Source organism: Mycobacterium sp. IS-1496, assembly GCF_001499995.1.
Classification (GTDB): Bacteria; Actinomycetota; Actinomycetes; order Mycobacteriales; family Mycobacteriaceae; genus Mycobacterium.
Map to the genome: position 1 here is coordinate 157695 of NZ_LQIU01000001.1, position 23476 is coordinate 181170.

22 protein-coding genes are annotated in these 23476 nt (G+C 67.5%); 15 read left to right on the forward strand and 7 right to left on the reverse strand.

All coding sequences use genetic code 11. The annotated features are described in order from the left end of the window. Positions 1-39: 39 nt before the first annotated feature. Both AU195_RS00805 and AU195_RS00810 read left to right on the forward strand, forming a co-directional pair. Positions 40-1038: an acyl-CoA dehydrogenase family protein gene (locus AU195_RS00805; protein WP_059157353.1), complete on the forward strand. Its 999-nt coding sequence runs from the start codon at positions 40-42 to the stop codon at positions 1036-1038. Further along, positions 1022-2197 (forward strand): acyl-CoA dehydrogenase family protein, encoded by a 1176-nt coding sequence (locus AU195_RS00810; protein WP_059157152.1) that lies wholly within the window; start codon positions 1022-1024, stop codon positions 2195-2197. Before AU195_RS00805 ends, AU195_RS00810 begins: the two co-directional genes overlap by 17 nt. A 23-nt stretch (positions 2198-2220) precedes the next feature. On the opposite strand, the gene AU195_RS00815 is transcribed toward AU195_RS00810, so the two are convergent. The 5 genes from AU195_RS00815 to AU195_RS00835 form a co-directional block, all read right to left on the reverse strand. After that, on the reverse strand, positions 2221-2634 hold the full coding sequence (locus AU195_RS00815) for a hemophore-related protein (protein WP_502687300.1): 414 nt from the start codon (positions 2632-2634) through the stop codon (positions 2221-2223). A gap of 70 nt (positions 2635-2704) precedes the next feature. Continuing rightward, on the reverse strand, positions 2705-4078 hold the full coding sequence (locus tag AU195_RS00820; RefSeq protein ID WP_157530977.1) for a cytochrome P450: 1374 nt from the start codon (positions 4076-4078) through the stop codon (positions 2705-2707). A 39-nt stretch (positions 4079-4117) separates the two neighbouring features. Next, the gene (locus AU195_RS00825; protein WP_059157155.1) at positions 4118-4315 is read right to left on the reverse strand and encodes a ferredoxin; all 198 of its coding nucleotides are present in this window, start codon (positions 4313-4315) and stop codon (positions 4118-4120) included. A 42-nt stretch (positions 4316-4357) separates the two neighbouring features. Next, entirely contained in the window at positions 4358-5218 is an 861-nt protein-coding gene (locus AU195_RS00830) for a mycofactocin-coupled SDR family oxidoreductase (RefSeq protein ID WP_059157156.1), read from the reverse strand. A gap of 49 nt (positions 5219-5267) precedes the next feature. Next, entirely contained in the window at positions 5268-5969 is a 702-nt protein-coding gene (locus AU195_RS00835; RefSeq protein ID WP_059095917.1) for an SDR family NAD(P)-dependent oxidoreductase, read from the reverse strand. 257 nt (positions 5970-6226) lie between these two features. Here AU195_RS00835 and AU195_RS00840 point away from each other — a divergent pair, with 257 nt between their 5' ends. Genes AU195_RS00840 through AU195_RS00895 form a run of 12 tightly spaced genes read left to right on the forward strand, consistent with a single transcriptional unit; the run spans position 6227 to position 20939 of the window. Next, entirely contained in the window at positions 6227-7732 is a 1506-nt protein-coding gene (locus tag AU195_RS00840; protein ID WP_059157354.1) for an aldehyde dehydrogenase family protein, read from the forward strand. 2 nt (positions 7733-7734) lie between these two features. After that, complete coding sequence (locus tag AU195_RS00845; protein WP_082702919.1) at positions 7735-8949, forward strand: CaiB/BaiF CoA transferase family protein; 1215 nt, start codon at positions 7735-7737, stop codon at positions 8947-8949. A gap of 14 nt (positions 8950-8963) precedes the next feature. Beyond that, positions 8964-10163, forward strand: a complete 1200-nt coding sequence (locus AU195_RS00850) for an OB-fold domain-containing protein (RefSeq protein WP_059157157.1) — start codon at positions 8964-8966, stop codon at positions 10161-10163. A 22-nt stretch (positions 10164-10185) separates the two neighbouring features. Then, entirely contained in the window at positions 10186-11352 is a 1167-nt protein-coding gene (locus tag AU195_RS00855; RefSeq protein ID WP_059157158.1) for a thiolase C-terminal domain-containing protein, read from the forward strand. Then, positions 11345-12139, forward strand: coding sequence for an MlaE family ABC transporter permease (locus AU195_RS00860; RefSeq protein WP_059157159.1), 795 nt, complete (start codon positions 11345-11347; stop codon positions 12137-12139). The genes AU195_RS00855 and AU195_RS00860 overlap by 8 nt, the downstream gene beginning before the upstream one ends. Positions 12140-12142: 3 nt before the next feature. Continuing rightward, on the forward strand, positions 12143-13000 hold the full coding sequence (locus tag AU195_RS00865) for an MlaE family ABC transporter permease (RefSeq protein ID WP_059157160.1): 858 nt from the start codon (positions 12143-12145) through the stop codon (positions 12998-13000). A gap of 9 nt (positions 13001-13009) precedes the next feature. Next, a complete protein-coding gene (locus AU195_RS00870; protein ID WP_059157161.1) occupies positions 13010-14197 on the forward strand; it encodes an MCE family protein in 1188 nt (395 codons plus the stop codon). Next, the gene (locus tag AU195_RS00875; RefSeq protein ID WP_059157162.1) at positions 14194-15216 is read left to right on the forward strand and encodes an MCE family protein; all 1023 of its coding nucleotides are present in this window, start codon (positions 14194-14196) and stop codon (positions 15214-15216) included. The genes AU195_RS00870 and AU195_RS00875 overlap by 4 nt, the downstream gene beginning before the upstream one ends. Further along, the gene (locus tag AU195_RS00880; protein ID WP_059157163.1) at positions 15216-16319 is read left to right on the forward strand and encodes an MCE family protein; all 1104 of its coding nucleotides are present in this window, start codon (positions 15216-15218) and stop codon (positions 16317-16319) included. The genes AU195_RS00875 and AU195_RS00880 overlap by 1 nt, the downstream gene beginning before the upstream one ends. Continuing rightward, complete coding sequence (locus AU195_RS00885; protein ID WP_059157164.1) at positions 16303-17847, forward strand: MCE family protein; 1545 nt, start codon at positions 16303-16305, stop codon at positions 17845-17847. The genes AU195_RS00880 and AU195_RS00885 overlap by 17 nt, the downstream gene beginning before the upstream one ends. Next, positions 17844-19238 (forward strand): MCE family protein, encoded by a 1395-nt coding sequence (locus tag AU195_RS00890; protein ID WP_059157165.1) that lies wholly within the window; start codon positions 17844-17846, stop codon positions 19236-19238. The genes AU195_RS00885 and AU195_RS00890 overlap by 4 nt, the downstream gene beginning before the upstream one ends. Beyond that, positions 19239-20939, forward strand: coding sequence for an MCE family protein (locus tag AU195_RS00895; RefSeq protein WP_059157166.1), 1701 nt, complete (start codon positions 19239-19241; stop codon positions 20937-20939). It abuts the gene before it with no gap. A gap of 50 nt (positions 20940-20989) precedes the next feature. On the opposite strand, the gene AU195_RS00900 is transcribed toward AU195_RS00895, so the two are convergent. Beyond that, positions 20990-21517: an Rv2253/PknI dimerization domain-containing protein gene (locus AU195_RS00900; RefSeq protein WP_059157167.1), complete on the reverse strand. Its 528-nt coding sequence runs from the start codon at positions 21515-21517 to the stop codon at positions 20990-20992. 70 nt (positions 21518-21587) lie between these two features. On the opposite strand from AU195_RS00900, the gene AU195_RS00905 reads away from it, so the two are divergent. Continuing rightward, entirely contained in the window at positions 21588-21986 is a 399-nt protein-coding gene (locus AU195_RS00905; protein WP_059157356.1) for a hypothetical protein, read from the forward strand. Between the two features lie 78 nt (positions 21987-22064). On the opposite strand, the gene AU195_RS00910 is transcribed toward AU195_RS00905, so the two are convergent. Next, positions 22065-23345 (reverse strand): cytochrome P450, encoded by a 1281-nt coding sequence (locus AU195_RS00910; protein ID WP_059157168.1) that lies wholly within the window; start codon positions 23343-23345, stop codon positions 22065-22067. Positions 23346-23476: the final 131 nt, after the last annotated feature.

Consider the following 23476-nt stretch of genomic DNA (forward strand, 5'->3'; position numbering starts at 1 on the left):
ATTCTCGCAGGGTCGTGACACCGCACCAGGAGGCGCCGGATGCTACTCGAGTTCGATGCCGACCAGCGGCTGTGGCAGGAGACCGTCCGTGACGCGGTCACCAAACAGTGCCCGGCCTCGCTGGTCCGCGAAATCGCCGAGAACGGCGTCGACCCGACGCCGTTGTGGAAGAGCTACGTCGACGCGGGGTGGACGGAGCTGACCGACCCCGAGAACGCCGTCGAATTGGCGATCGTCCTCGAGGAGATGGGGCGCGCCACCGATCCCACGCCGTTCCTGGCGACGATGACGCAGTACGCGCCGCTCGCCGGCGACCGGTTCGATCCGCAGCAGGCGGGTGCGGCGGTCCACGACGGGATCAGCGCCGTCCGCGACGCCGAGGGCTGGGTGCTCGACGGGGCCGCACGGTACGTGCTCGACGGGGACCGCGCCGACCGGCTCGCCGTGGTCACCGACGCCGGTGTCTTCGTCGTCGACGCCGACGTCGCGGTCCGCCGCCGCAGCCCGGTCTTCGACCCCGTGCTGCACATCGCCGACGTCTCGTTCGACGGCGTGCGCGTCCCCGACACCGACCGGGTGCGCGCCGACTCCGAGCGGGCGCGTCACCTCGCGCTGACCGGTATCGCGATCACCACCGTCGGCGCCTGTCAGCGCATCCTGGACCTGGCCCTCGACCACGTCAAACAACGCCAGCAGTTCGGTGTGCCGATCGGTTCCTTCCAGGCCGTGCAGCACAAGGCGGTCGATATGCACGTGGCCATCGAACGCGCCCGTGCCTTGGGCTACTTCGCCGCACTCACGATCGCGGCCGACGACCCGCGGCGCCGGCTGGCCGCGTCGATGGCCAAGGCGGCGGCGGGGGAGTGCCAGTCGCTGGTGTTCCGGCACGGGCTGCAGCTCTTCGGGGCGATGGGCTTCACCTGGGAGAACGATCTGCAGTTCGCGTTGAAACGGGCCAAGGCCGGCGAACTGCTGCTGGGCGGCGCGGCCGAACACCGCGCGACGATCGCGGAGGAATTCCATGCAGCTGACTTTTGATTCCGACGTCGAGCAGTTCCGCGCCGAGTTCGCGGCTTTCCTCGACGAGCACCTGCCGCCCGAGTCGGCCACGTTGGAGCGGCCGCGGTCGGTGTCGCACATGCCGCAGTGGGCCCGCGACTGGCAGCGCCTGCTGTTCGACAACGGGTGGCTGCTGCCCGCGCAGCCGCCGGAGTTCGGCGGCCGCAACGCCAGCGTGCTGCAGCAGTTCGTCCACCTCGACGAACTGTGCCGGCGGCGGATCTACCACAGCTTCAACCCGCAGGGCGTCAACATCGTCGCCGCCTCGCTGATCACGTTCGGCAGCGACGAGCAGAAGCACCGGTGGGCGGTGCCGGTGCTGCGCGGCGAACTCACCGCATCGTTGGGCATGAGCGAGCCGAGCGCCGGATCGGATCTGGCGTCGCTGCGCACCAGGGCCGTCCGCGACGGTGAGTACTTCGTGGTGAACGGCCAGAAGGTGTGGACCTCGGGCGCCCACGACGCCGACTACCTGTTGGCTTTCGTGCGCACCGACCCCGATGCGCCCAAGCACCGGGGCATCAGCGCGCTGATCATCCCGACCGATACGCCGGGGGTGGTGTGCCGTCCGTTCGCCGACCTGTGCGGTGAGGAGAACAAGGACTTCAACGAGGTCTTCTTCACCGACGCCCGGGTGCCGGCCGAGAACCTCGTCGGGCCGCTGAACCAGGGCTGGAAGGTGGCCAACGGCTCGCTGGGCCACGAGCGCACGATGATGTGGCTGGGTTTCGCCGACCGGATCGACAACGTGATCGCCGATTTCGAGCCGAACACCGAGATCGAGCGTGACCAATACGCATCGATGATCATGGACTACCAGGCGCTGCGGGCGATGGGTTCGGCGGCGCTGGCGCGCGCGGCGCGCGGGGAGATGGACACCGCATCGGTGTCGGTGCTCAAACTGTTCGGGTCGGAGGCCGAGATGCGGGCTGCCGACGCGGCGTTGACCGCATCCGGGTCCGCCGGGCTGGTGCACCCCTCGACGACCGGGCGCTACGAACACATGAACCTCGACCACTACTTCGCCAGCTGGTTCGAGCGGTACGCCCGCAGTTTCTCCGGCACCATCGCCGGCGGAACCTCGGAGATCCAGCGCAACATCATCGCCACGCAGGTACTGGGGTTGCCGCGCGGCTGACAGTCAGCCGCGCGGCCACCGCGTCAGTAGTTGTTGCAGGTGTTCGCGACGTTCGAGATCGGCCCGAAGTACCGCTGTGCGGTCGGGTTGCCCTGCAGGAACGCCACCGTCGCCTGCCGCTGCTGCGGGGTCGACGCGAGGAAGTTGCGAACCGCCTGCTGGCCGCTGCGCTGCTGGGCGAACTGTGCGGCCAGGTCGGGATGCTGGTCGTTGAGCGCAGCGATCACCTGGTCGTACGAACAGGTGGTGTTGATGATCGGGCCCAGGTCGGGCTGCGCCGAAGCGACGCCCGCGGAGAGCGGAATCGCCACGGCGAGGCCGCCGAGCGTGATAGCGATGTTTCTGCGCGACAGCTTCAGCATGGGTACACCCTTTTCTCGGAATTTCTCTTGTCGAAGCGCTTCACCGGGCACAAGATCACCCGACAGCAGATTCATCGACAGTAACAGCGCAACTGTTACCTTTTCATCCCCTCGAGCAAACCTCGTCGAGGTCAACGCCCTGACGTCAGTTGATGACGGCGGCTTCTTTGCGTTCGGTGATCGGGCGGGCCAGTTCCTGCTCGTCGCAGATGCGCTGCAACTTCTCCAGCGTCTCGTCCAGGCCCGGGCCCAGTGGCTTGCCCGGCGTGAAGGTGGCGGGCAGGTTGCGCATGCCCTGGATGACGCCGATCGTGTCGTAGTGCACGGTGCCCTCGGGGTCGCACGTGTAGTCCGGCATCCGGTCGAGCACCGCGGTCAGCATCGACTTGAACACCGTGCGGGCCACGTTGGAGCCCACGCAGCGGTGTACCCCGATGCCGAAACTGAAGTGGCGATTGCCCTTTCGGTCCAGGATGACCTCGTTGGGGTCGGTGAACACCGACGGGTCCCGGTTGGCCATCGCCCAGGACAGCCACAGCCGCTCGTACTTCTGGAACCGCTGACCCTCCACCTCGACGTCGTCGGCGAAGGTGCGGCCGTCGCCGGGGGCCGGGGTGAAGTAGCGCAGGAACTCCTCGGTGGCCGGATGCAGCAGGGTGCCACGTTCGCGGCTGAGGCGTTCACGCTGGTCGGGGTGCTCGCCGAGCCATTCCAGCGCGTGCGCGGTGAGCGCCGTCGTCGTGTCGAAACCGCCGCCGATGATGAGGCCGAGGTTGCCGAGGATCTCCATGTCCGGCGCGGGCTCGCCGTCGATGCGCAACTGGACCAGCGCGTTGACCAGACCCGGGCGCGGGTTCTGCCGGATCTCCATCATGTTGTTGATGAGGTCGATCCCCATCTCGCGGTGCTGCTCGTTGATCTTCTCGCGCTCGGGGGAGTGTTCGGGGGTGTACACCGAGGCGTGGGTGGGCTCGCTGTAGACGTTCCACTTCTTGAGCGCGATGCCCATCATCGCCAGCGTGAACACCGCAGGCACCACGTTCGCCAGATGCTCGACGAAATCGATGCGGCCGGACTCGATGTGCTCGTCGATCGCGGCGCGCGTGATCTCGTCGACGAACGGCTCCCACCGCTTGATCGCGGCGGGCGACAGGTAGGGGTTCAGCGCGCCGCGGTACGCGCTGTGCTCCGGTTCGTCCATCTCGAGGATGCCGCCGCGCACGACGGTGGCCCGACTCGCCTTCGGGATGGTGATGCCCTGGAACGGCGTCTCACCGCTGACGTCGTGGTGATTGGACACCACCGGGCAGCGTGCCAGCTCGAACACGTGCCTGCTGTCGGCGGCCACCCAGTGCCCGCCGTAGGTGTCGCTCCACGCCATCGGGCACTTGGCGTGCATCTCCTCGGTGATCTTCTCGAACTGCAGCCGGTACTCCGGTGTGTGCCGGTCGAAGTGGTAGCTGTTCTTCTTGCGATCACCGTCGGCCGGCTCGCCGCGGAGATCGCCGACGCTGCTCACGCCGTTGGCTCCCTGAGTCATTGGTCTCCAGACTTGAGGTCAGTCGTCGTCGATCGAGATCGCTTGTTCCGGACAGGAGGACGCCGCCTCGCGGACCGCGTCCTGCTGGTCGTCGGGGACGACCTCGTTGACCGGCGACGAGGTGCCGTCGATGTCGCTCAACTCGAAGGAATCCGGCGCGATCATCGCGCACAGCGTGTGCCCCTGGCAACGGCCGGAGTCAACCCTTACCTTCACTGCTCTCCTCGGAAATGTCTCGCGGTCAACGTGTTCCGGTGATCAGACGTGGTAGTCGTACCACTTGAGGTAGCCGCCCGCGTCCACCCGCAGCTGCATGCCGGTGACGAACCGGGACTCGTCGGAGGCCAGCCACAGCACGGCGTTGCTGATGTCCTCCGGTTCGATGAACGGCACGGGCATGGCCTGCTGCACCCCGAAGGCCAATTCGGCGTCGGCGCGGGTCGGCTTCTCCAGGTCGGGCCGGAACGAGCGGTACATCGGTTCGCTCTGCAACATGTCGGTGTTGCAGTTGGTGGGGTGGATGACGTTGGCCCGGATGTTGCGCACCGCCAGTTCGGTCGCCAGGTCGTGCACGTACTGGGAGATGAGGCGCTTGGAGGTCATGTAACCCATCCCGCCGGGATCGGCGCCCGGGCGGTCCTTCTTCGACGCGTCCATCAACGCCGCGGCCGAGGCCGTCGCGATGATCGATGCGCCCTCCTTGAGGTGCGGCAGTGCGACCTGGATCGCGTTGATCGTCCCGACGAAATTGGTGTTGATCCCGTCGGTCCACGCCTGCATCGGCGGAGCGCCCTTCATCGCCGCGATGCCGGCCTGCGCGACGACGATGTCGAGGTGCCCCAGTTCGGCGACACCGTTGTCGAGTGCCTCCTTGAGTGCGGCGGCGTCCCGGACGTCCGCCTGGGCGGTGATGGCCCTGCGGCCGGCCTTCTCGACGTACTGGGCAGTCTCTTCGAGGTCTTCCGGCCTGGCCAGCGGATAGCCCACGGTGTCGATGTCGGCGCAGATGTCGACAGCGATGATGTCGGCGCCTTCTTCGGCGAGTCGGATGGCGTGGCTGCGGCCCTGCCCGCGCGCCGCGCCCGTGATGAATGCGACCTTTCCTTCTACGCGCCCCACAGCATGTCCTCTCGTGAATCCGGTTGATTGCGTTGGTGATGCATGGCCGTCAGGTGTTGCGTCCGCCGTTGACACCGAGGATCTGGCCGGTGATGTAGCCGGCCTCCTCGCTGATGAGGAACGCGCACGCGGCGGCGATGTCCTCGGGTCTGCCGATGCGGCGCACCGGGGTGGCCGCGATCGTGGCGTCGATGTCGCCCAGGTAGCCCCGTTCGGCGGCGGCGCGCAGCATCGGGGTGTCGATGAACCCGGGCGGAACCGCGTTGACCGTGATGCCGCTCGGGCCGTATTCGAGCGCAAGCGATTTGGTCAGGCCGTTGACCGCGGACTTGGCGGCGACGTACGGCGACATGTACGGGGCGCCCGAGTGTGTGCTCGACGACGAGATGTTGACGATGCGGCCCCACCCCGCCTCGAGCATGTCGGGCAGCACGGCCTGGATGGTGTGGAAGACGCCGTTGAGGTTGACGTCGATGACCTTCTGCCAGCGGTCGAAGGACACGTCGCTGAACCGTTTGAAGCAGTCCAGCCCGGCGGCGTTGACCAACACGGTGATCGGGCCGAGCTGTTTGCGGATCGCGGTGAACGCGGCCTCGACGGCCGACCGGTCGGTCACGTCGGCGGCATGAGCGAACTCACCGTCGCCGGGCTTGAGATCGATCGTGGCGACGTGCAGCCCGTCGGCCTGCAACCGCTGCACGATTGCCAGCCCGATACCGGAACCTCCGCCGGTGACCACAGCGGTCTTCACAGCGCTGCATCCCGTCCGGCGGCCGGGTCTGTCGCGGTCGTCTCAGGCATCAAGAATCATCCTTCCGATTTCGAGAACCGTACTCTCGTATCCGATCATTCTGCAAGAAATCCCGCGGACGCGCCGAGCGTCAACCTAAGCTCCCTCCCAACTTCCGAGGCTTTGACTAGCCACTCTAGGTTTCCTTGAGTTCTCCCGGGCCGAATGTATGATTCGCCGGGAATGAGAATGGAATTTCCATCACACGGAGGAGGATGATGGCTCAGACGCCCACGGTGACCGAGAACCGCCAGACCGGCGACGACTCCCGGGCCGGTGACGCTCCAGCGGATCGGCGGCTCCTCATCGACGGACGGCTGGTCGACACCGGACGGGTGTTCCCCTCCCTCAATCCCGCAACGGGCCAGGTGCTCGGGTACGCGCCCGATGCGACCGTCGCCGACGCCGAAGCGGCCGTTGCCGCCGCCCGCCGCGCTTTCGACACCACCGACTGGTCGACGAACGTCGAGCTGCGGCTGCGCTGCCTCGGCCAGCTGCACGCCGCGCTCGTCGACCACCGCGACGAGCTGGCCGCGCTGACGATCGCCGAGGTGGGCGCCACCGAGGCGCTGTGCCAGGGTGCGCAACTCGACCAGCCGATCGCGATCGTGCGGTACTACGCCGATCTACTCGCCGAGTACCCGATGACCGAAGACCTCGGCGAGATCGAGAGCCGCGGGATGCAGCACCACCGCTGGGTGGAGAAGGAGGCTGCGGGCGTCGTCGCGGCGATCATCGCCTACAACTATCCGAACCAGCTCGCGCTGGCCAAGCTCGCGCCCGCGCTGGCCGCCGGATGCACCGTGGTGCTCAAGTCCGCGCCCGACACGCCCCTGGTCACCCTCGCCCTCGGCGAACTGATCGCCGAGCACACCGACATCCCGGCCGGTGTGGTCAACGTGCTCTCCGGTGCCGACCCCGAAGTGGGCGCGGTGCTGACCACCAGCCCCGACGTCGACATGGTCACCTTCACCGGTTCGACCCCGACCGGGCGCCGCATCATGGCCGCCGCCAGCGAGACGCTCAAGAAGGTGTTCCTCGAACTCGGCGGCAAGTCCGCCGCGATCGTGCTCGACGACGCCGACTTCGACACCGCGGCGCTGTTCTCGGCGTTCTCGATGGTCACCCACGCCGGCCAGGGCTGCGCGCTCACCTCCCGGCTGCTGGTCCCGGCCCGCCACAAGGACGAGATCGTCGAGAAGATCAAGAACAACTTCGGTCTGGTGCGGTACGGCGATCCGGCCGACCCGCAGACCTATATGGGCCCGCTCATCAGCGAGAAGCAGCGCGACAAGGTCGACGGCATGGTTCGGCGGGCGGTCGAGGAGGGGGCCACGCTGGTCACCGGCGGCGAGAAGGTCGACCCCGGCTACTTCTACACGCCGACGCTGCTCGCCGACGTCGATCCCGACAGCGAGATCGCGCAGGAAGAGGTCTTCGGACCGGTGCTGGCGGTGATCGCCTACGAGGACGACGACGACGCGGTCCGCATCGCCAACAACTCCATCTACGGGTTGTCCGGTGCGGTGTTCGGCAGCGAGGAGCGCGCGCTGGCGGTCGCCCGTCGCATCCGCACCGGGACGTTCTCGATCAACGGCGGCAACTACTTCAGCCCCGACAGCCCGTTCGGCGGTTACAAGCAGTCCGGTATCGGCCGGGAGATGGGCCGGGCCGGGCTCGAGGAGTTCCTGGAGTCCAAGACGTTCGCGACGGTGGTGAGTTGAGTATGGGTTCGAACCGGCCGTTGGAAGGCGTCCGCGTCCTCGAGGTCGCGATGTACGGGTTCGTCCCTTCGTGCGGCGCGGTGCTGGGCGAGTGGGGGGCCGACGTCATCAAGGTCGAGCACGCGGTCACCGGCGATCCGCAGCGCGGGCTGCGCCAGACCGGGCCGCTGCGGGTCGAGGGCGACCCGAACCCGAACATCGAACACGCCAACCGGGGCAAGCGCAGCATCGGGCTGGACATGTCGGTGCCCGAGGGCCGCGAGGTGCTGCTCGAACTCGCCCGGCGTGCCGACGTGTTCCTCACCAGCTTCCTGCCGGGCCACCGGCAGAAGTTCGGCATCGACGTCGACGACATCCGTGCGGTGAACCCGAACATCGTTTACGCGCGCGGCAGCGCGCTGGGACCCCGCGGCGAGGAGTCGGTCAAGGGCGGCTACGACATGACCGCGTTCTGGTGCCGGGCCGGTACGGCCGCCACCATCACCCCGCCGGGGATCGAGGGCATGATCGCCCCGCCCGGACCGGCCTACGGGGACACCATCTCCGGGACCAACCTGGCCGGGGGCATCGCGGCGGCGTTGTTCAAGCGCGAGCGCACGGGTGAGCCCTCGGTGGTCGACGTGTCCCTGCTGGGCAGCGGGTTGTGGGCGATGGGGCACACCGTCGCGTTGACCCAACATCTCCAGCAACTGCTGGTCAGCCCGCCGCCGGGGGTGCACGGTTCGCCGATCAACCCGCTCGTCGGCGTCTACCCGACCGCGGACGACCGCTACATCTCCTTCGTGATGATGCAGCCGACGAAGTTCTGGGCCGACGTGTGCAAGCACATGGAGCTCGAGGAGTACGCCGAGGATCCGCGGTTCTCGACCGCGGAATCGTTCGCCGAGCACACCCCGGCCGCCGTCGAGATCCTCACCGAGGCGATGCGCAAGCGCCCCCTGCTCGAGTGGAGCGACCGGTTCTCCACGCTTCTCGGACCGTGGGCGCCGGTGCAGGACACGCTGCAGGCCGCGCAGGATTCGCAGATCCGGGCCAACGAGTACATCGTGCAGGCCGGTGAACTGGAACTCGTGGCCAACCCCGTGCAGTTCGACGTCTCCGCCCCACGGTCCGGCGCGGCTCCGGGATTCGCCGAACAGACCGACGACATCCTCGTCGAACTGGGTCTGGACTGGGATCGCATCATCGAGCTCAAGACGGCCGGCGCCGTCACCTGAACCCGGAGACTCCCATGCCGTTCATCGCTTCGATCGGGACTTATCTCCCGTGTTGGGGCACACCGCATCACCGCATCGCAGGTGACGACGAGGACGCCATCACGCTGGCCGTCGAGGCCGGACGGGCCGCGCTCAGCACGGGCGGCGCGGTGGAGCGGGTGGTTCTGGTCAGCCGCGACCTGCCGCTGACCGAAAGCAGCAACGCCGCGGTGCTGCTGGCCGGGCTGGGCCTGGACCCGGAACTCGAGGTCGACGAACGGCTCGGGGGTGCGCCGGCCACGCTCGACGCGGTCAGTTCGGCACGTCCCCGGTCGCTGGTCATCGGCGTCGACCTCGAACCGGCGGGCGCCGCGGCCATCCTCACCTCCGACCACGGGAAACAGGTCCGTACCGCCGCGCGGGTGGCGCGCAGCCTTCCAGTGCGCACCCGCAACGCTGTCGGCGTGGTGCACGACTACGGCGACCCGCGGCTGCTGCACGAACGCGGGCTGCTGGCCTCGCTGTCGGCCGCCTGGCTCGACACGCCGGTGATCGTCGCGGGTGTCGAGCACGAGAAGGTGATGGCGCTGTGCATCGGTGAACCGCCCCGGCTGCCGACATTCGGAGCAAGTTCTGGTCTGTTTGCCCTCGCCGGCCTCACCGAGTCCCATACGATGGGCCCCTTGGTAGCGGTGGAGCAGGCGAGCCTGTCCGGCATCACCGTCACAGGCGGTGAGGCACAAGTGATTCGACGTGAACCGGCGGCACGGCCGCTGCCCGATGGCACGGTGACCCCGGGTGCCGACCTCGCGATTTCGCTGGCCGCCTACGAGCGTGCGTTCGAGGCCAAGGTGCGCTGGGAAGCGGGCAAGTTCGCCGGCAGCCCCGATCTCGATTTTCCGCCCCGGTACCGCGTCGGTGACGACTGCGCGCTGGACACCGACTACGAACTGGTTCCGCTGCCGCGCACCGGGACGGTCTACACCGAAGCGACCGTGCAGATTCCGGTGCCGGGGATGCGTTCGCCGTACTCGCTGGTGATCGTCGAACTCGACGGGACCGATGTGCGCGCGCTGGTCAAGGTGACCGGTGCCGCACCCGGTTCGGTCGACATCGGTGACCGGGGCCGGATGGCGTTGCGCCGCGTCGCGGTGCGCTCCGGGGTGCCGGACTACGGCTATGCCTTCGAACCCGGGGCCGTCGAGCCCGGCGCCTTCGAACCGGACGCGGCATGACCGCGGCCGGGCCGGAGGCGATATGCGCAAGGTAGCGATCGTCGGCGCGGGAATGACCCCGTTCGCAGAGCATTTCGCGCTCGGCATCAAGGATCTGCTGCCGATGGCGTTCGCGGAGTGCGCCGCCGGGGTGGACAAGGGGATGTCCAAGGACGACATCGACGCGGTCTGGTTCGGCGCCATGGGCACCACCGACGGGTTCCCGTCCGGCATCCTCGCCGACACGCTGGGCATGCAGGACATCCCGGTCACCCACGTCGAGAACTCCTGCGCCACGGGCAACGACGCGGTGCGCAACGCGCTGTACGGCATCGCGTCCGGGGCCGCCGACGTCGCCCTGGTGATGGGCGCGGACAAACTGCGCGAGGTCGCCACCAAGGACATGCTGTGGGGCTGGGAGGCGACCACGCGCGACATGGCGTGGGATTACCCGCTCGGGCTGGTGGCGCCTGCGGGGTTCGCGCTGCACGTGCGCCGCTACCTGCACGAATCACCGGCCACCCGAGAACATCTGGCGATGATCGCGGTCAAGAACCACCGCAACGCCGTCGACAACCCGAAGGCCAGGCTGCGATTCGAGATCACCGTCGAGCAGGCGCTGGCCGCCCCGATGGTGGTGAACCCGTTCGGGATCTACGACTGCGCGCCGCAGAGCGACGGCGCCGCCGCGCTGATCCTGGCGGCCGAGGACGTGGTCGACCGCTTCACCGACCGGCCGGTGTGGGTACGCGGGGTCGGGCTCGGACTCGATTCGGTGATGTATCCGCACAAGCCGGACATGACGACGTTCCCGGCGACCGTGCGCGCCGCAAAGCGGGCCTTCGGTATGGCGGGGCTGACCCCCGCCGACGTGGACGTCGCGGAAGTGCACGACTACTTCACCGGCATCGAGCTGATCAGCTACGAGGACCTCGGCTTCGCCGAACGGTTCGGTGCCCACAAACTCGTCGAGGCCGAGGTGACCAGTATGGGCGGGGCGCTACCGGTCAACCCCAGCGGCGGGCTCAAGGCCAAAGGCCACCCACCGGGCGCCACCGGCGTCGCGCAATGTGTCGAACTGTTCGGTCAGCTGCGCGGGGAAGCGGTCAATCAGGTCGACGGCGCACGGATCGGTCTGGCGCACAACATCGGTGGTCCGACCGCGGTCGCGGCGGTCACCATCTTGGAAGGAGCGGGCACCCATGGTTGAGCGGTGGTTACCGGGGGTGTCGCTCGGGCGCGGCAGCAAGCCGATGGAGGCGATCGGCGGGCTGTTCTCGATGTCCGCCGACGCGGTGCGGTTCGTCTTCCGTCGGCCGTTCCAGTGGCGTGAGTTCCTCGACCAGTCCTGGTTCGTGGCCAAGGTCTCCCTCGCGCCTACCGTGCTCGTGGCGATCCCGTTCACGGTGTTGGTCAGCTTCACCCTCAACATCCTGCTCCGCGAGCTGGGTGCGGCCGACCTGTCCGGGGCCGGTGCGGCGTTCGGTGCGGTGACCCAGGTCGGTCCGCTGGTGACGGTGCTGATCGTCGCCGGGGCGGGCGCCACCGCGATGTGCGCCGACCTCGGCTCCCGCACGATCCGTGAAGAGATCGATGCGATGGAGGTGCTGGGTATCAACCCGGTGCAGCGTCTGGTCACGCCGCGCATGCTCGCATCCGGTCTTGTGGCGTTGCTCCTCAACAGCCTGGTGGTGATCATCGGCATCCTCGGCGGCTACACGTTCTCGATCTTCATCCAGGACGTCAACCCCGGCGCCTTCGCCGCGGGGATCACCCTGCTGACCGGGGTGCCCGAGATGATCATCTCGTGCGTGAAGGCGGCCCTGTTCGGTCTCATCGCCGGGCTGGTGGCCTGCTACCGGGGGCTGACCATCAGCGGAGGCGGCGCCAAAGCGGTCGGCAACGCGGTCAACGAGACGGTGGTCTACGCGTTCATGGCTCTGTTCGTGATCAACGTGATCGTCACCGCCATCGGTATCCGGATGACGGTGGACTGACCGATGGGCACTCTGACGGTGCTGCGCAGCACCTACCCACGCCTGAGCCGCGGTGTCCGCAGGCCGGTCGACCTGCTGGGACGCATCGGCGACCACACGCTGTTCTACATCCGGGCGATCGCCGGTACGCCCCACGCGGCCATGCACTTCCGCAAGGAGGTCATCCGCCTCATCGCCGAGATCAGCATGGGCGCGGGCACTCTGGCGATGATCGGCGGAACCGTCGTCATCGTGGGCTTCCTCACCCTGGCCGCGGGCGGCACGCTGGCGATCCAGGGCTACAGCAGCCTGGGTGACATCGGCATCGAAGCGCTCACCGGATTCCTCGCGGCTTTCATCAACGTCCGGATCGCCGCGCCGACGGTGGCCGGTATCGGTCTGGCCGCCACGTTCGGGGCCGGCGTGACGGCCCAGCTCGGGGCCATGCGCATCAACGAGGAGATCGACGCGCTCGAATCCATGGGCATCCGGCCGGTGGAGTACCTGGTGAGCACGCGCATCGTCGCAGGCATGGTTGCGATCACCCCGCTGTACTCGATCGCGGTGATCCTGTCGTTCCTCGCCAGCCAGTTCACCACGGTGGTGCTGTTCGGTCAGTCCAGCGGGCTCTATGACCACTACTTCGACACGTTCCTCAATCCGATCGACCTGCTGTGGTCGTTTCTGCAGGCGATTCTGATGGCGATCACGATCCTGCTGGTGCACACGTACTTCGGGTACTTCGCGTCCGGCGGGCCATCCGGTGTGGGCGTGGCGGTGGGCAACGCCGTGCGCACATCGCTGATCGTCGTGGTGTCGGTGACGCTGCTGGTGTCGCTGGCCGTCTACGGTTCCAACGGCAACTTCAACCTGGCCGGTTAGGGGGAACCGATGTCTCGCAACACCGTTCGTCCGCTCGCAGGGCTCGGGCTCGTCGTCGCGATCATCCTCATCGTCGTGCTCGCGATCGCGCTGTTTCGCGGAAGCTTCACGCCCACCGTCCCGGTGACCGTGATCTCGGATCGCGCCGGCCTGGTGATGAATCCCGATGCCGACGTCAAGATGCGCGGTGTCCAGGTCGGCACCGTCGACTCGATCGAGTACCGCGCCGACGGAACCGCCGCGCTCAATCTGGCGATGAATCCCGACCAGATGCGCCTCATCCCGAGCAACGTGCTCGTCGACATCGCGTCCAGCACGGTGTTCGGTGCGAAGTTCGTCCAGATGGAGGCACCGCCGGATCCGGCGGCCGAGGCGCTGCGCCCCGGTCAGGTGTTGCGTGGCGACCACGTGACCGTCGAAATCAACACCGTGTTCCAGCAGCTCACCTCGGTGCTGCGGAGCATCGAGCCCGAGAAGCTGAACGAGACCCTCGGCGCCATCGCCAAAGCGTTCAACGGCCGGGGTGAGAAGTTCGGGGAGACGCTCACGGACCTGAACCAGTTCCTCGGCGAGATCGAGCCGAGCCTGCCCAGTCTCAACCGCGACATCGAGATGTCGGCTCCGGTGTTCACCGCGTACGCCGATGCGGCACCAGACCTGCTGCGGACCTTCGAGAACACCAGCCGCGTCAGCAACACGCTCGTCGAGCAGCAGGGAAACCTCGACACCTTCCTGGTCAGCGCGATCGGACTGGCCGACATCGGGAACGAGGTCGTCGGCGGGAACCGCAAGGGGCTGACCGACGTGGTCCGGCTCCTCGTGCCGACCAGCGATCTGCTCAACGAGTATCACCAGGGCATCAACTGCAGCCTGCTCGGAATGCTCGTGCAGATGAAGCAGCCGCCTGCCCCCGATCCGGGGATTGCGGTGAACGTCAGCTTCACCATGGGCGTGGAGCGGTACCGGTACCCGACCGACCTGCCGAAGGTGGCCGCGTCCGGTGGTCCGAAGTGCCAGGAGCTGCCGAGGATCCCGTTCGAGTCGCGGCCGAAGTATCTCGTCACCGACACCGGCACCAACCCGTGGAAGTACGGCAACCAGGGCATCCTGCTCAACTCCGACGGCCTCAAGCAACTCCTGTTCGGGCCGATCGCCGGACCGCCGCGCAACACGTCACAGATCGGGCAGCCAGGATGAGCGCAGGCAAGACAATCGCGAAGCTGGGCGTCTTCGCGGTGGTGATGATCGTCCTGACGGGTTTCCTGTTCGCGATCTTCGGCGAGTACCGCGGCGGCTCCACGAGCGAGTACTCCGCGGTGTTCAACGACGCGTCGCGCCTCAAGGAGGGCGACTCCGTCCGGGTCGCGGGTATCCGCGTCGGCACCGTCGGGTCGGTGAACCTCCAGGAGGACAGGAAGGTCCTCGTGAAGTTCGACGCCGACCGGACCGTCGCTCTGACGAGCGGCACCAAGGCGGCGGTGCGCTACCTCAACCTCGTGGGTGACCGCTACCTCGAACTCATCGACGCACCGGGGTCGACACGGCTACTGCCGACCGGTTCGCAGATCCCGCTCGAACGCACCGAACCCGCGCTCGACCTCGACCTGCTGCTGGGTGGCCTCAAACCCGTGATCCAGGCCCTCAATCCGCAGGACGTCAACGCACTGACCAGTTCGCTGATCCAGATCCTGCAGGGCCAGGGCGGCACGCTGGAATCGCTGTTCTCCAAGACCTCGTCGTTCACGAATGCCTTGGCGGACAACAGCCAGCTCGTCGAGCAGCTGATCGACAGCCTCAACACGACCATCGACACGCTGGCGAAGGACGGTGAGCGGTTCTCGGGCACGGTCGACCGCCTCGAGCAACTGGTGACCGGCCTGGCATCCGACCGGGATCCGCTCGGTGAGGCGATCACCTCGCTCGACAACGGCACGGCCTCCGTCGCGAGCCTGCTCGACGAGGCGAACCCGCCGCTGGCCGGCACGGTGGACGAACTCAACCGGCTGGCGATCCTGCTGGACTCCGACAAGGCGAGTCTGGAGGCCGCGTTGGTCAAAGCGCCGGACAACTACAAGAAACTTCGGCGGCTGGGCGCCTACGGCAGCTGGATCATGTACTACATCTGCGGCCTGACCTTGCGGGTCACCGATCTCGAGGGCCGCACCGCGGTGTTCCCCTGGATCAAGCAGGAGACCGGAAGGTGCACTGAACCCTGATGCTGAAATACAGCGGATCTCAACTCATCCGGTCCGGCGTCATCGGTGTGGTGCTGGCCGTGCTCGTGATCGTCGTCGGACTGCAGCCGGAACGGCTCATCCAGTGGGCGACAGCCATCCGGTACCAGGCGCTGTTCTCCGAAGCGGGTGGGCTCGCAGCCGGAAACGATGTGACGCTGTCGGGCATCAAGGTCGGCTCCGTCAACGGCATCGAACTCAAGAACGGCGATGCGCTCGTCGATTTCACCATCGCCGGCCGTTACCGACTCGGTTCGCAGACCACCGTTCACATCAAGACCGGGACCCTGCTCGGCGAACGCGTACTCAGCGTGCAACCCGAAGGCGGCGGCTCGCTCGACCCGCAGGAGATCATCCCGGTGTCGCGCACCTCGTCGCCCTATTCGCTCACCGACGCGCTCAGCGACCTCACCATCAGCACCGCGAACACCAACACCGACTCGCTGAACCAGTCCCTGGACACGCTGTCGGCGACACTCGACCAGATCGCCCCGCAACTGGGACCGACCTTCGACGGGCTGAGCCGGTTGTCGCGATCGCTCAACAGCCGCAACGAGAATCTGTCGAACCTGTTGGAGGCCGCGGGCGATGTGTCGGGCATCCTGTCCGAACGCAGCCAGCAGGTCAACACGCTCATCCTCAACGCGAACGACCTGCTCGCCGTGCTCAACGAACGGCGCGACGCGATCGTGGATCTGCTCGCCAACACCTCAGCGGTGTCCCGGCAGCTGACCCAACTCGTCGCGAACAACGAAGCCGAGCTCGCCCCGACGCTCGAGAGACTCAACCGGGTCACCGAGATGCTGGAGCGTCAGCGCGACAACATCAGCACCACGCTGGTGGGCTTCAAGAACTACCAGGTCACTCAAGGCGAAACAGTCGCCAGCGGTGCGTATTACAACGCGTTCGTGCCGAACCTGACGATTTCGCAGATCACGCAGCCGTTCCTCGACTACATCTTCGGGTTCCGCCGGGGTGTCGATGCCGGCCAGCCACCGGACGGCGCCGGTCCGCGCGCCGAATTGCCGTTCCCGTACAACGGGATTCCGCAGCCAGGAGACCTACCCGATGATGGCACCCCGTAAACCGCTGGTGGCCTGGACGACGATCCTCCTGGCCATCGTGCTCATCGCCGGCACCGCCTTCCTCGTCCGCGCGACGCTGTTCGGCCCGAAGACGATCACCGCGTACTTCCCCACGGCCACCGCGGTGTACCCGGGTGACGAGATCCGGGTGTCGGGTGTCAAGGTGGGCAAGGTCGAGAAGATCGTGCCCGAGGGCACCCGGACCAAGATGACCCTCAAGGTCGACCGCGACGTGCCGATCCCCGCCGACGCCAAGGCCGTGATCGTCGCCCAGAACCTCGTGGCGGCACGCTATGTCCAACTCGCGCCCGCCTACCGCACCGAGGGGCCGAAGATGGAGGACGGCGCGGTGATCCCGTTGGAGCGCACCGCGGTTCCGGTCGAGTGGGATGAGATCAAAGAACAGCTCATGCGGCTGTCGAGCGAACTGGGTCCGCGCAACGGCGTGTCGGATACGTCGGTGTCGCGGTTCATCGACAGCGCCGCGAGCGCGCTCGACGGCAACGGTCAGAAGCTGCGCGACACGCTCGCCCAGCTCTCGGGAGTCGGCCGGATCCTGGCCGAGGGCAGCGGCAACATCGTCGACATCATCAAGAACCTTCAGACGTTCGTGACGGCGTTGCGCGACAGCAGCACCGAGATCGTCGCGTTCGAGAACCGGCTCGCGACGCTGACCAGCGTCGTCGACGACAACCGATCGGATCTCGATGCCGCACTGAAGGATCTGTCTGTGGCGATCGGCGAGGTGCAGCGTTTCGTGGCGGGCAGCCGCAACCAGACCGCCGAGCAGATCCAGCGGCTGGGCAACGTCACCCAGAACCTCGTGGAGAACCGCAGCAACCTCGAGAACGTGTTGCACGTGGCCCCCAACGCGTTCGCCAACGGCTACAACATCTACAACCCGACCACGGGAAGCGCCCTGGGCGCCTTTGTGATCAACAACTTCTCGAGTCCCGTCCAGCTGATCTGCTCGGCGATCGGCGCCATCGAGAACACCACGGCACCCGAGACGGCCCGACTGTGCGCGGACTACCTCGGGCCGGCGCTGCGGCTGCTCACCGTGAACTACATCCCGCTGCCCATCAACGCCTTCCTGATGCCGTCGGCGAGCCCGGAGGACATCGAGTACTCCGAGCCGGACCTGATGCCGACGGACGGTCGGGGACCGGTCCAGCCCGCCGAGCCGGTGCCTGCGACGTCGGCCTACACCGGCTTCCAGGACAACCCGTTCCCGGCGCCGGGCAACCCGCCCCCGCCGTACACCGGACGGCTGCCCGGCGAGCCCGCTCCCGGCGCGCAGCAGTTGCTTCCCGGGGCGCGGCCGGTTATCCCGCCGAGTGTGCCGATCACCACCGACCAGCTGCTGATGCCGCCGGCGAACGTGCCGGGGCTGCCGCCGCCGGAAGCGCCCGGCACACCGCTGGCGCCGCACGCGCCTGCCGCCCCGGCAGCGCCACCCGGCGCCGGGCCTGCACCCGGTCCACCGCTTCCCGCGGAAGCGCCGCTACCGCCCGGAGGTACCCCATGATCGAGCGGAAATGGCTGAGGGGAGTCCTCGCCGCCGGTTGCGCCGTCGCGATGACGACGACCGCGTGTTCCTTCCAGGGGGTCAACTCGCTGCCGCTGCCCGGCACCGTCGGGCGGGGGGCGGAGGCGAAGACCTACCGTGTGCAGATCGCCAATGTCGGCACGCTGGAATCGAATGCGCCGGTGTTCATCGACGACGTCGTGGTGGGCAGCGTGGGCAAGATGACCGTCAAGGACTGGCACGCCGAAGTGGAGGTGTCGCTGCAACCGGACGTCGTGGTGCCTGCCAACGCCGTCGCCACGGTCGGTCAGACCAGCCTGCTCGGGTCCATGCATCTGGCCCTGGGCGCACCGCTCGGACAGGAACCCCGCGGGAAACTCGAGCCGGGTGCCACCATCCCGCTGAACCGGGCGTCGACCTACCCGTCCACCGAGCAGACGCTGTCGTCGTTGTCGGTGGTCGTCAACGGCGGTGGCCTCGGTCAGATCGGCGACATCATCCACAACTTCAACGTCGCGCTCAACGGGCGCGAGGGAGACGTGCGCGAACTCCTCGGCCGGTTGGACCGGTTCGTCGGCACGCTTGATTCGCAGCGCGACAACATCATCGCCTCGATCGAATCGCTGAACCGGCTCGCGTCGACCTTCGCCGGACAGCGCGACGTCATCAACCGGGCGCTTCGTGAGATCCCTCCGGCACTCGATGTGCTGATCCAGGAACGCCCGCGGCTCACCACCGCGCTGTCGAAGCTCGGCGACTTCGGCGACACCGCCGCCGGACTCATCAACGACACGCAGGAAGACCTGGTGAGGAATCTGCGGAATCTGGAACCGGCGCTGAAGTCGCTCGCCGACGTCGGGCCGGAATTGGACAAGCTGCTGGCGTACGCCACGATCTTCCCCTACACCCAGTCCTTCATCGACCGCGGCATCCGGGGCGACTACTACAACCTGTTCGCCACGATCGACCTGACGATCCCACGGTTGAAGCGCACGCTGATGCTCGGCACCCGGTGGGAGCAGGAGGGCGCCAAAATCGTTCCGGCACCGGGGGATCCGTATTACTACAACTACACCCTCGAACCGCTCGAACTCGGCGTCAATCCGCCACCGCCACCGCCGCCGGAGGAGGTTCCGGTGGACCAGGCGAACATCGGCGCACCGATCGACGAGTCCGCCCTTCCGCTGCCGCAGTTGCCGCCGATGCCGCCGGTCACCGAACCGCTGGTGCCGGTGTCCCCGCCGCGGCTGATGCCCGGTGCGCCCGTACCCGCGCCACCGACGCCCGACACGTCGATCTTCGCCGGCCCGTACCCCGCGGCGGGCCCGGGTGCCCCCGCGTCGCCGGGCGCCCCGGTCGTCGTCCCGCCGGCTCCCGGAGGTGGAGGCTAAATGCTCACACGGTTCGTCCGGAATCAGTTGATCATCTTCACGATCGCCTCGATTGTCGGTGTGGCGGTGATGGTGTTCACCTACATCCAGTTGCCGACGCTGCTCGGCGTCGGGCGCCTGAAGGTCACCCTCGAGTTGCCGTCCAGCGGCGGCCTGTACCGCTTCAGCAACGTGACGTACCGAGGAGTCCAGGTCGGAGAAGTCTCGGCAGTCAACCTCACAGAGAACGGTGCCGAGGCCATCCTCAACCTCGAGACGTCGCCGAAGATCCCAGCGGATCTGGAGGCGGAAGTACGTAGCGTGTCCGCAGTCGGTGAGCAGTACGTCGACCTGCGGCCCCGCACCGACTCCGGGCCGTATCTCGAGGACGGCTCGGTCATCGCCAAGGAGAACACCAGCCTTCCCCAAGCCGTTGGGCCGATGCTCGATCAGGTCAACGAGCTCGTCGGAAGCATCCCGAAGGATCGGTTGAGCGCACTGCTCGACGAGACGTACCAGGCCTTCAACGGCGCCGACTACGACTTCAGCTCACTGCTCGACTCCGCGTCGAAGATCACTGACGAGGCCAATACGGTGTCGCCCCAGACCCGGGCCCTGATCGACGACAGCGGGCCGCTGCTGGATTCGCAGGTGCAGACGACCGGGGCGATCCGCACGTGGGCTCGCAGCCTCGCAGGCATCACCGAGCAGGTGGCCAACAACGACCCGGAGATCCGGACGCTGCTGCAGAACGGCCCGGGGTTCGCGCAGGAGGTCTCCGCTCTGCTCAACCAGGTCAAGCCGACACTGCCGGTCCTGTTGGCGAACCTGACCACACTGGAACAGGTGCTGGTCACCTACAACGCGTCGCTCGAACAGCTGCTCGTCCTGCTCCCGCCGTTCGTGGCATTCACGCAGTCGCTGGCGCCCGCGAACAACCCGACCGGTATCCCCAACGGCGACTTCACCATCACGGTCTCCGATCCGCCGCCGTGCACGGTCGGCTTCCTGCCGCCGTCGTCGTGGCGCAGCCCGGCCGACTTGAGCATCGTCGACACGCCGGAGGGCCTGTACTGCAAGCTGCCGCAGGACTCACCGATCGCGGTGCGCGGCGCCCGCAACTACCCGTGCATCGAGAAGCCGGGCAAGCGCGCGCCGACTGTGGAGATCTGCAAGAGCGACAAGCCTTTCGAGCCGCTGGCACAGCGCCAGCACGTCACGGGACCGTACCCGTTCGACCCGAACCTGGTCTCGCAGGGCGTTCCGCCCGACGACCGGGTGACCCTCGACGAGAACATCTACGGGCCGTTGGAGGGCACACCGTTGCCGCCCGCAGCGCCGGGGGTTCCGCCGCCACCGGCGGGGTCACCGCCCCCGCCGCCGTCACCGCTGCAGGCGCCGATCAGTCCGGCGCCGGTGGCACCGCCGCCACCGCCGGGCAACTCGATCAACGGTGTGCCGATCGCGCCTGCCGGACCGCCGCCGGGGCCCGTGCCCGCGGGAACGGCGCCGGTTCCGATGGGTCAGGCACCGGGGGAGACCCCGCCGCCCCCTGGCGCAGCGCCGGCTGCGTTCGGCGGCAACGGATCCGGGCGGCCTGCGGTCGCCGTGGCCAAGTACAACCCGCGCACCGGTCAGTACGTGGGCGCGGACGGTCAGACCTACCGGCAGTCGAATCTGGCGGCGCCGGCCAAGACGTGGCAGGACCTGCTCCCGAAGTGACCCGGGACCGGGTCCGCCCGCGCGGCGGGTGTCGGGTCCGGCCGGATCGCCTAGGCGATCTTGGTGGCCCGGAAGGGCATCCGGATGTCCATGTTGGCGTTGCGACCGCAGGCGCCGCTCGGGCCGATCGTGAGATCCTCACCGGTGAGCAGGGATTCGTCGTCCACGGACGCGAAACCGGTGTCCGGTTCGGTGGCGTTGAACCGGAAGGTCTGCAGTCCGTCCGCCTTCGTCCCGTCCGGGCAGGGCACCCATCCGACGACCACGCGCTTGACGTAGTAGATGCTGCCGTTGGTGGTGTAGACCGGGGCCTCCCACCCCTGGTCGCTCTTCACCGTGCCGGTGCAGTCCATCGGGCTGCTGCACTGCGTGGAGATCGTCCAGGTGGAGCGGACCGTGGGCACGTCGTAGAAGCTGTCGTTGCGCTTGGCCCACTCACCGTTGGACAGCGTCTGGTAGACGCCGTTGATGCCCCAGGTGCTCGGATCGTCGGCCTGTGCCGGCGTTGCTGTGACGGCCGCGGCGGCCAGGGCGGCCGCGGCGATTCCCACGCTGGTCGTGACGGCGGAGACACGCATTGCCGCAGGCTACCAGATCGATCCTCTCCAAAAGCGAGAATAACGTTTCCCGATGTGCAAAGGTGGACGCATGCGTTGGACTGCCGTAGCTGTGGCTGCATTGGTCGGTGCCGGTCTCTGGTCCGCCCCGGCGCCCGAAGCAGTCGCCCAGCCGAAGTTCTGCAACGACGCGTTCTGCACGCCGGGCATCAGACCCGGTGTGGTGCTCGGCGCGCCGTGCGGTGAGACGAACTACTACGTCTTCGGCACCACGTCGTGGGGCAGGCTGGTGTTCTGCGGGTCGCCGCGCCGCTACGCGCCCAGGTACTTCCGGTCGCCTCCCATGGTCGGCATCAAGGAGTTCAACGCCGGCTGCACCGGATACGAGAACAAGGTCGCCCAGGCGCCCGACGGGCTGTACCTGTTCTGCACGTCGAAGAACGGCCGGTCCTACTGGGATCGCGGCGGCAATCCGCCCCCGGGGCCCTGAGTCGTCCTGTGAGCGAATGCGCCGGGCCATCCACCACCAGGTGGGTGGCCCGGCGCATTCGATGCCGGACGTCGAGCGTCAGCCCTCCGGGGTGAACTCGATGTGCAGTTCGGTCAGCCCGCGCAGGATGAAGGTGGGTTCGTACGCGTAGCGCCGGTCGTCGATCGGACCGTGCTTCTCCTCGTCGATCCGAATGTCCTTGAGCCGGTCGAGGATTCGCTCGATCGACACCCGGCCCTCGACACGGGCCAGCGGCGCGCCCGGGCACGAGTGGATACCGCGGCTGAACGCGATGTGCTCGCGGACGTTCTTGCGGTCGAGTTCGAAGTCGTGCGGATTGTCGAAGCGACGCGGATCGCGGTTGGCCGCACCGGGGCTGACCATCACGGTGGTGCCGGCCGGGACGGCGGTGTCGCCGAGCGTGGTGGACTTGCGGGCCATGCGGAACACGCTCTTGACGGGGCTGTCCATCCGCAGGCACTCCTCGATGAAGTTCGGGATGCGGCTGCGGTCGGCCCTCAGCTGTTCCTGGATGTCCGGCCGGTCGCCGAGCACGCGCAGCGCCGCGGACAGGAGTTTGGCCGTCGTCTCCTGACCGGCGCCGAACAGGAAGGTGGCCGTTCGCACGACGTCGACGACCTCCGGGGTCGAGCCGTCGGGGTACTTCGCCGTGGCCAGCCCGGTGAGCACGTCGTCGCGCGGGTTGGCCCGGCGATCCTCGATGTAACGGCTGAACTTCTCGTCGGCCCACTCCAGCGGGTTGGCGGCGATCGGTTCGTGGTCGAGCCCGCCGATGTTGGTGCCGGGCCGCTGCGCGCCGAACGCCTCGCGGAACTCCTCGTGGTCCTCCTCGGGGACGCCGAGCAGGTCGGCGACCACCAACAGCGAGAAGGGCCGGCCGTAGGAGGCGAGGAATTCACACCGGCCGTCGGCGATGAACTCGTCGATGTGCTTGTCGGCCAGCCGCCACATGAAGTCCTCGTTCTCCTTGAGCCGTTTCGGCGTCAGGAGACGGCTCAGCAACGAGCGCGCGTCGGTGTGGTTGGGCGGATCCATCGTGACCATGTGCTCGTACATCGGGATCTCGGTGCGGTGTTCTTCGAGCTGGGCGCAGATGTCGTCGCCCTCGGGGACGAACGGCAGCGGGGTGAACGGCCCGGCGACAGCCACGCAGGACGAGTAGTTCTCGGAGTCCTTGTAGACGGTGTTGGACTCCTCCCAACCGGTCACGGCCAGCACGCCGTTGTTGATGGGGCAACAGGTGGGGTTCTTGGTCCGCAGGTAGTCGAAGTACGGATGCGGATCGGGTACGAGCGACTGGTCCGTGAAGTAGTCGACCGAATCGAATTCTGTGGTCATTGCTCGCAAGCCTTCCGAGATCGACGATGAGCTGTAGGTGGGGGATGGAGTGGGCCGTACCGGGGAACCGGATTCGGCGAATATGCTGAGCACCTGCTTAGCATGGGGCTAACGTCATGGTCAAGGTGACG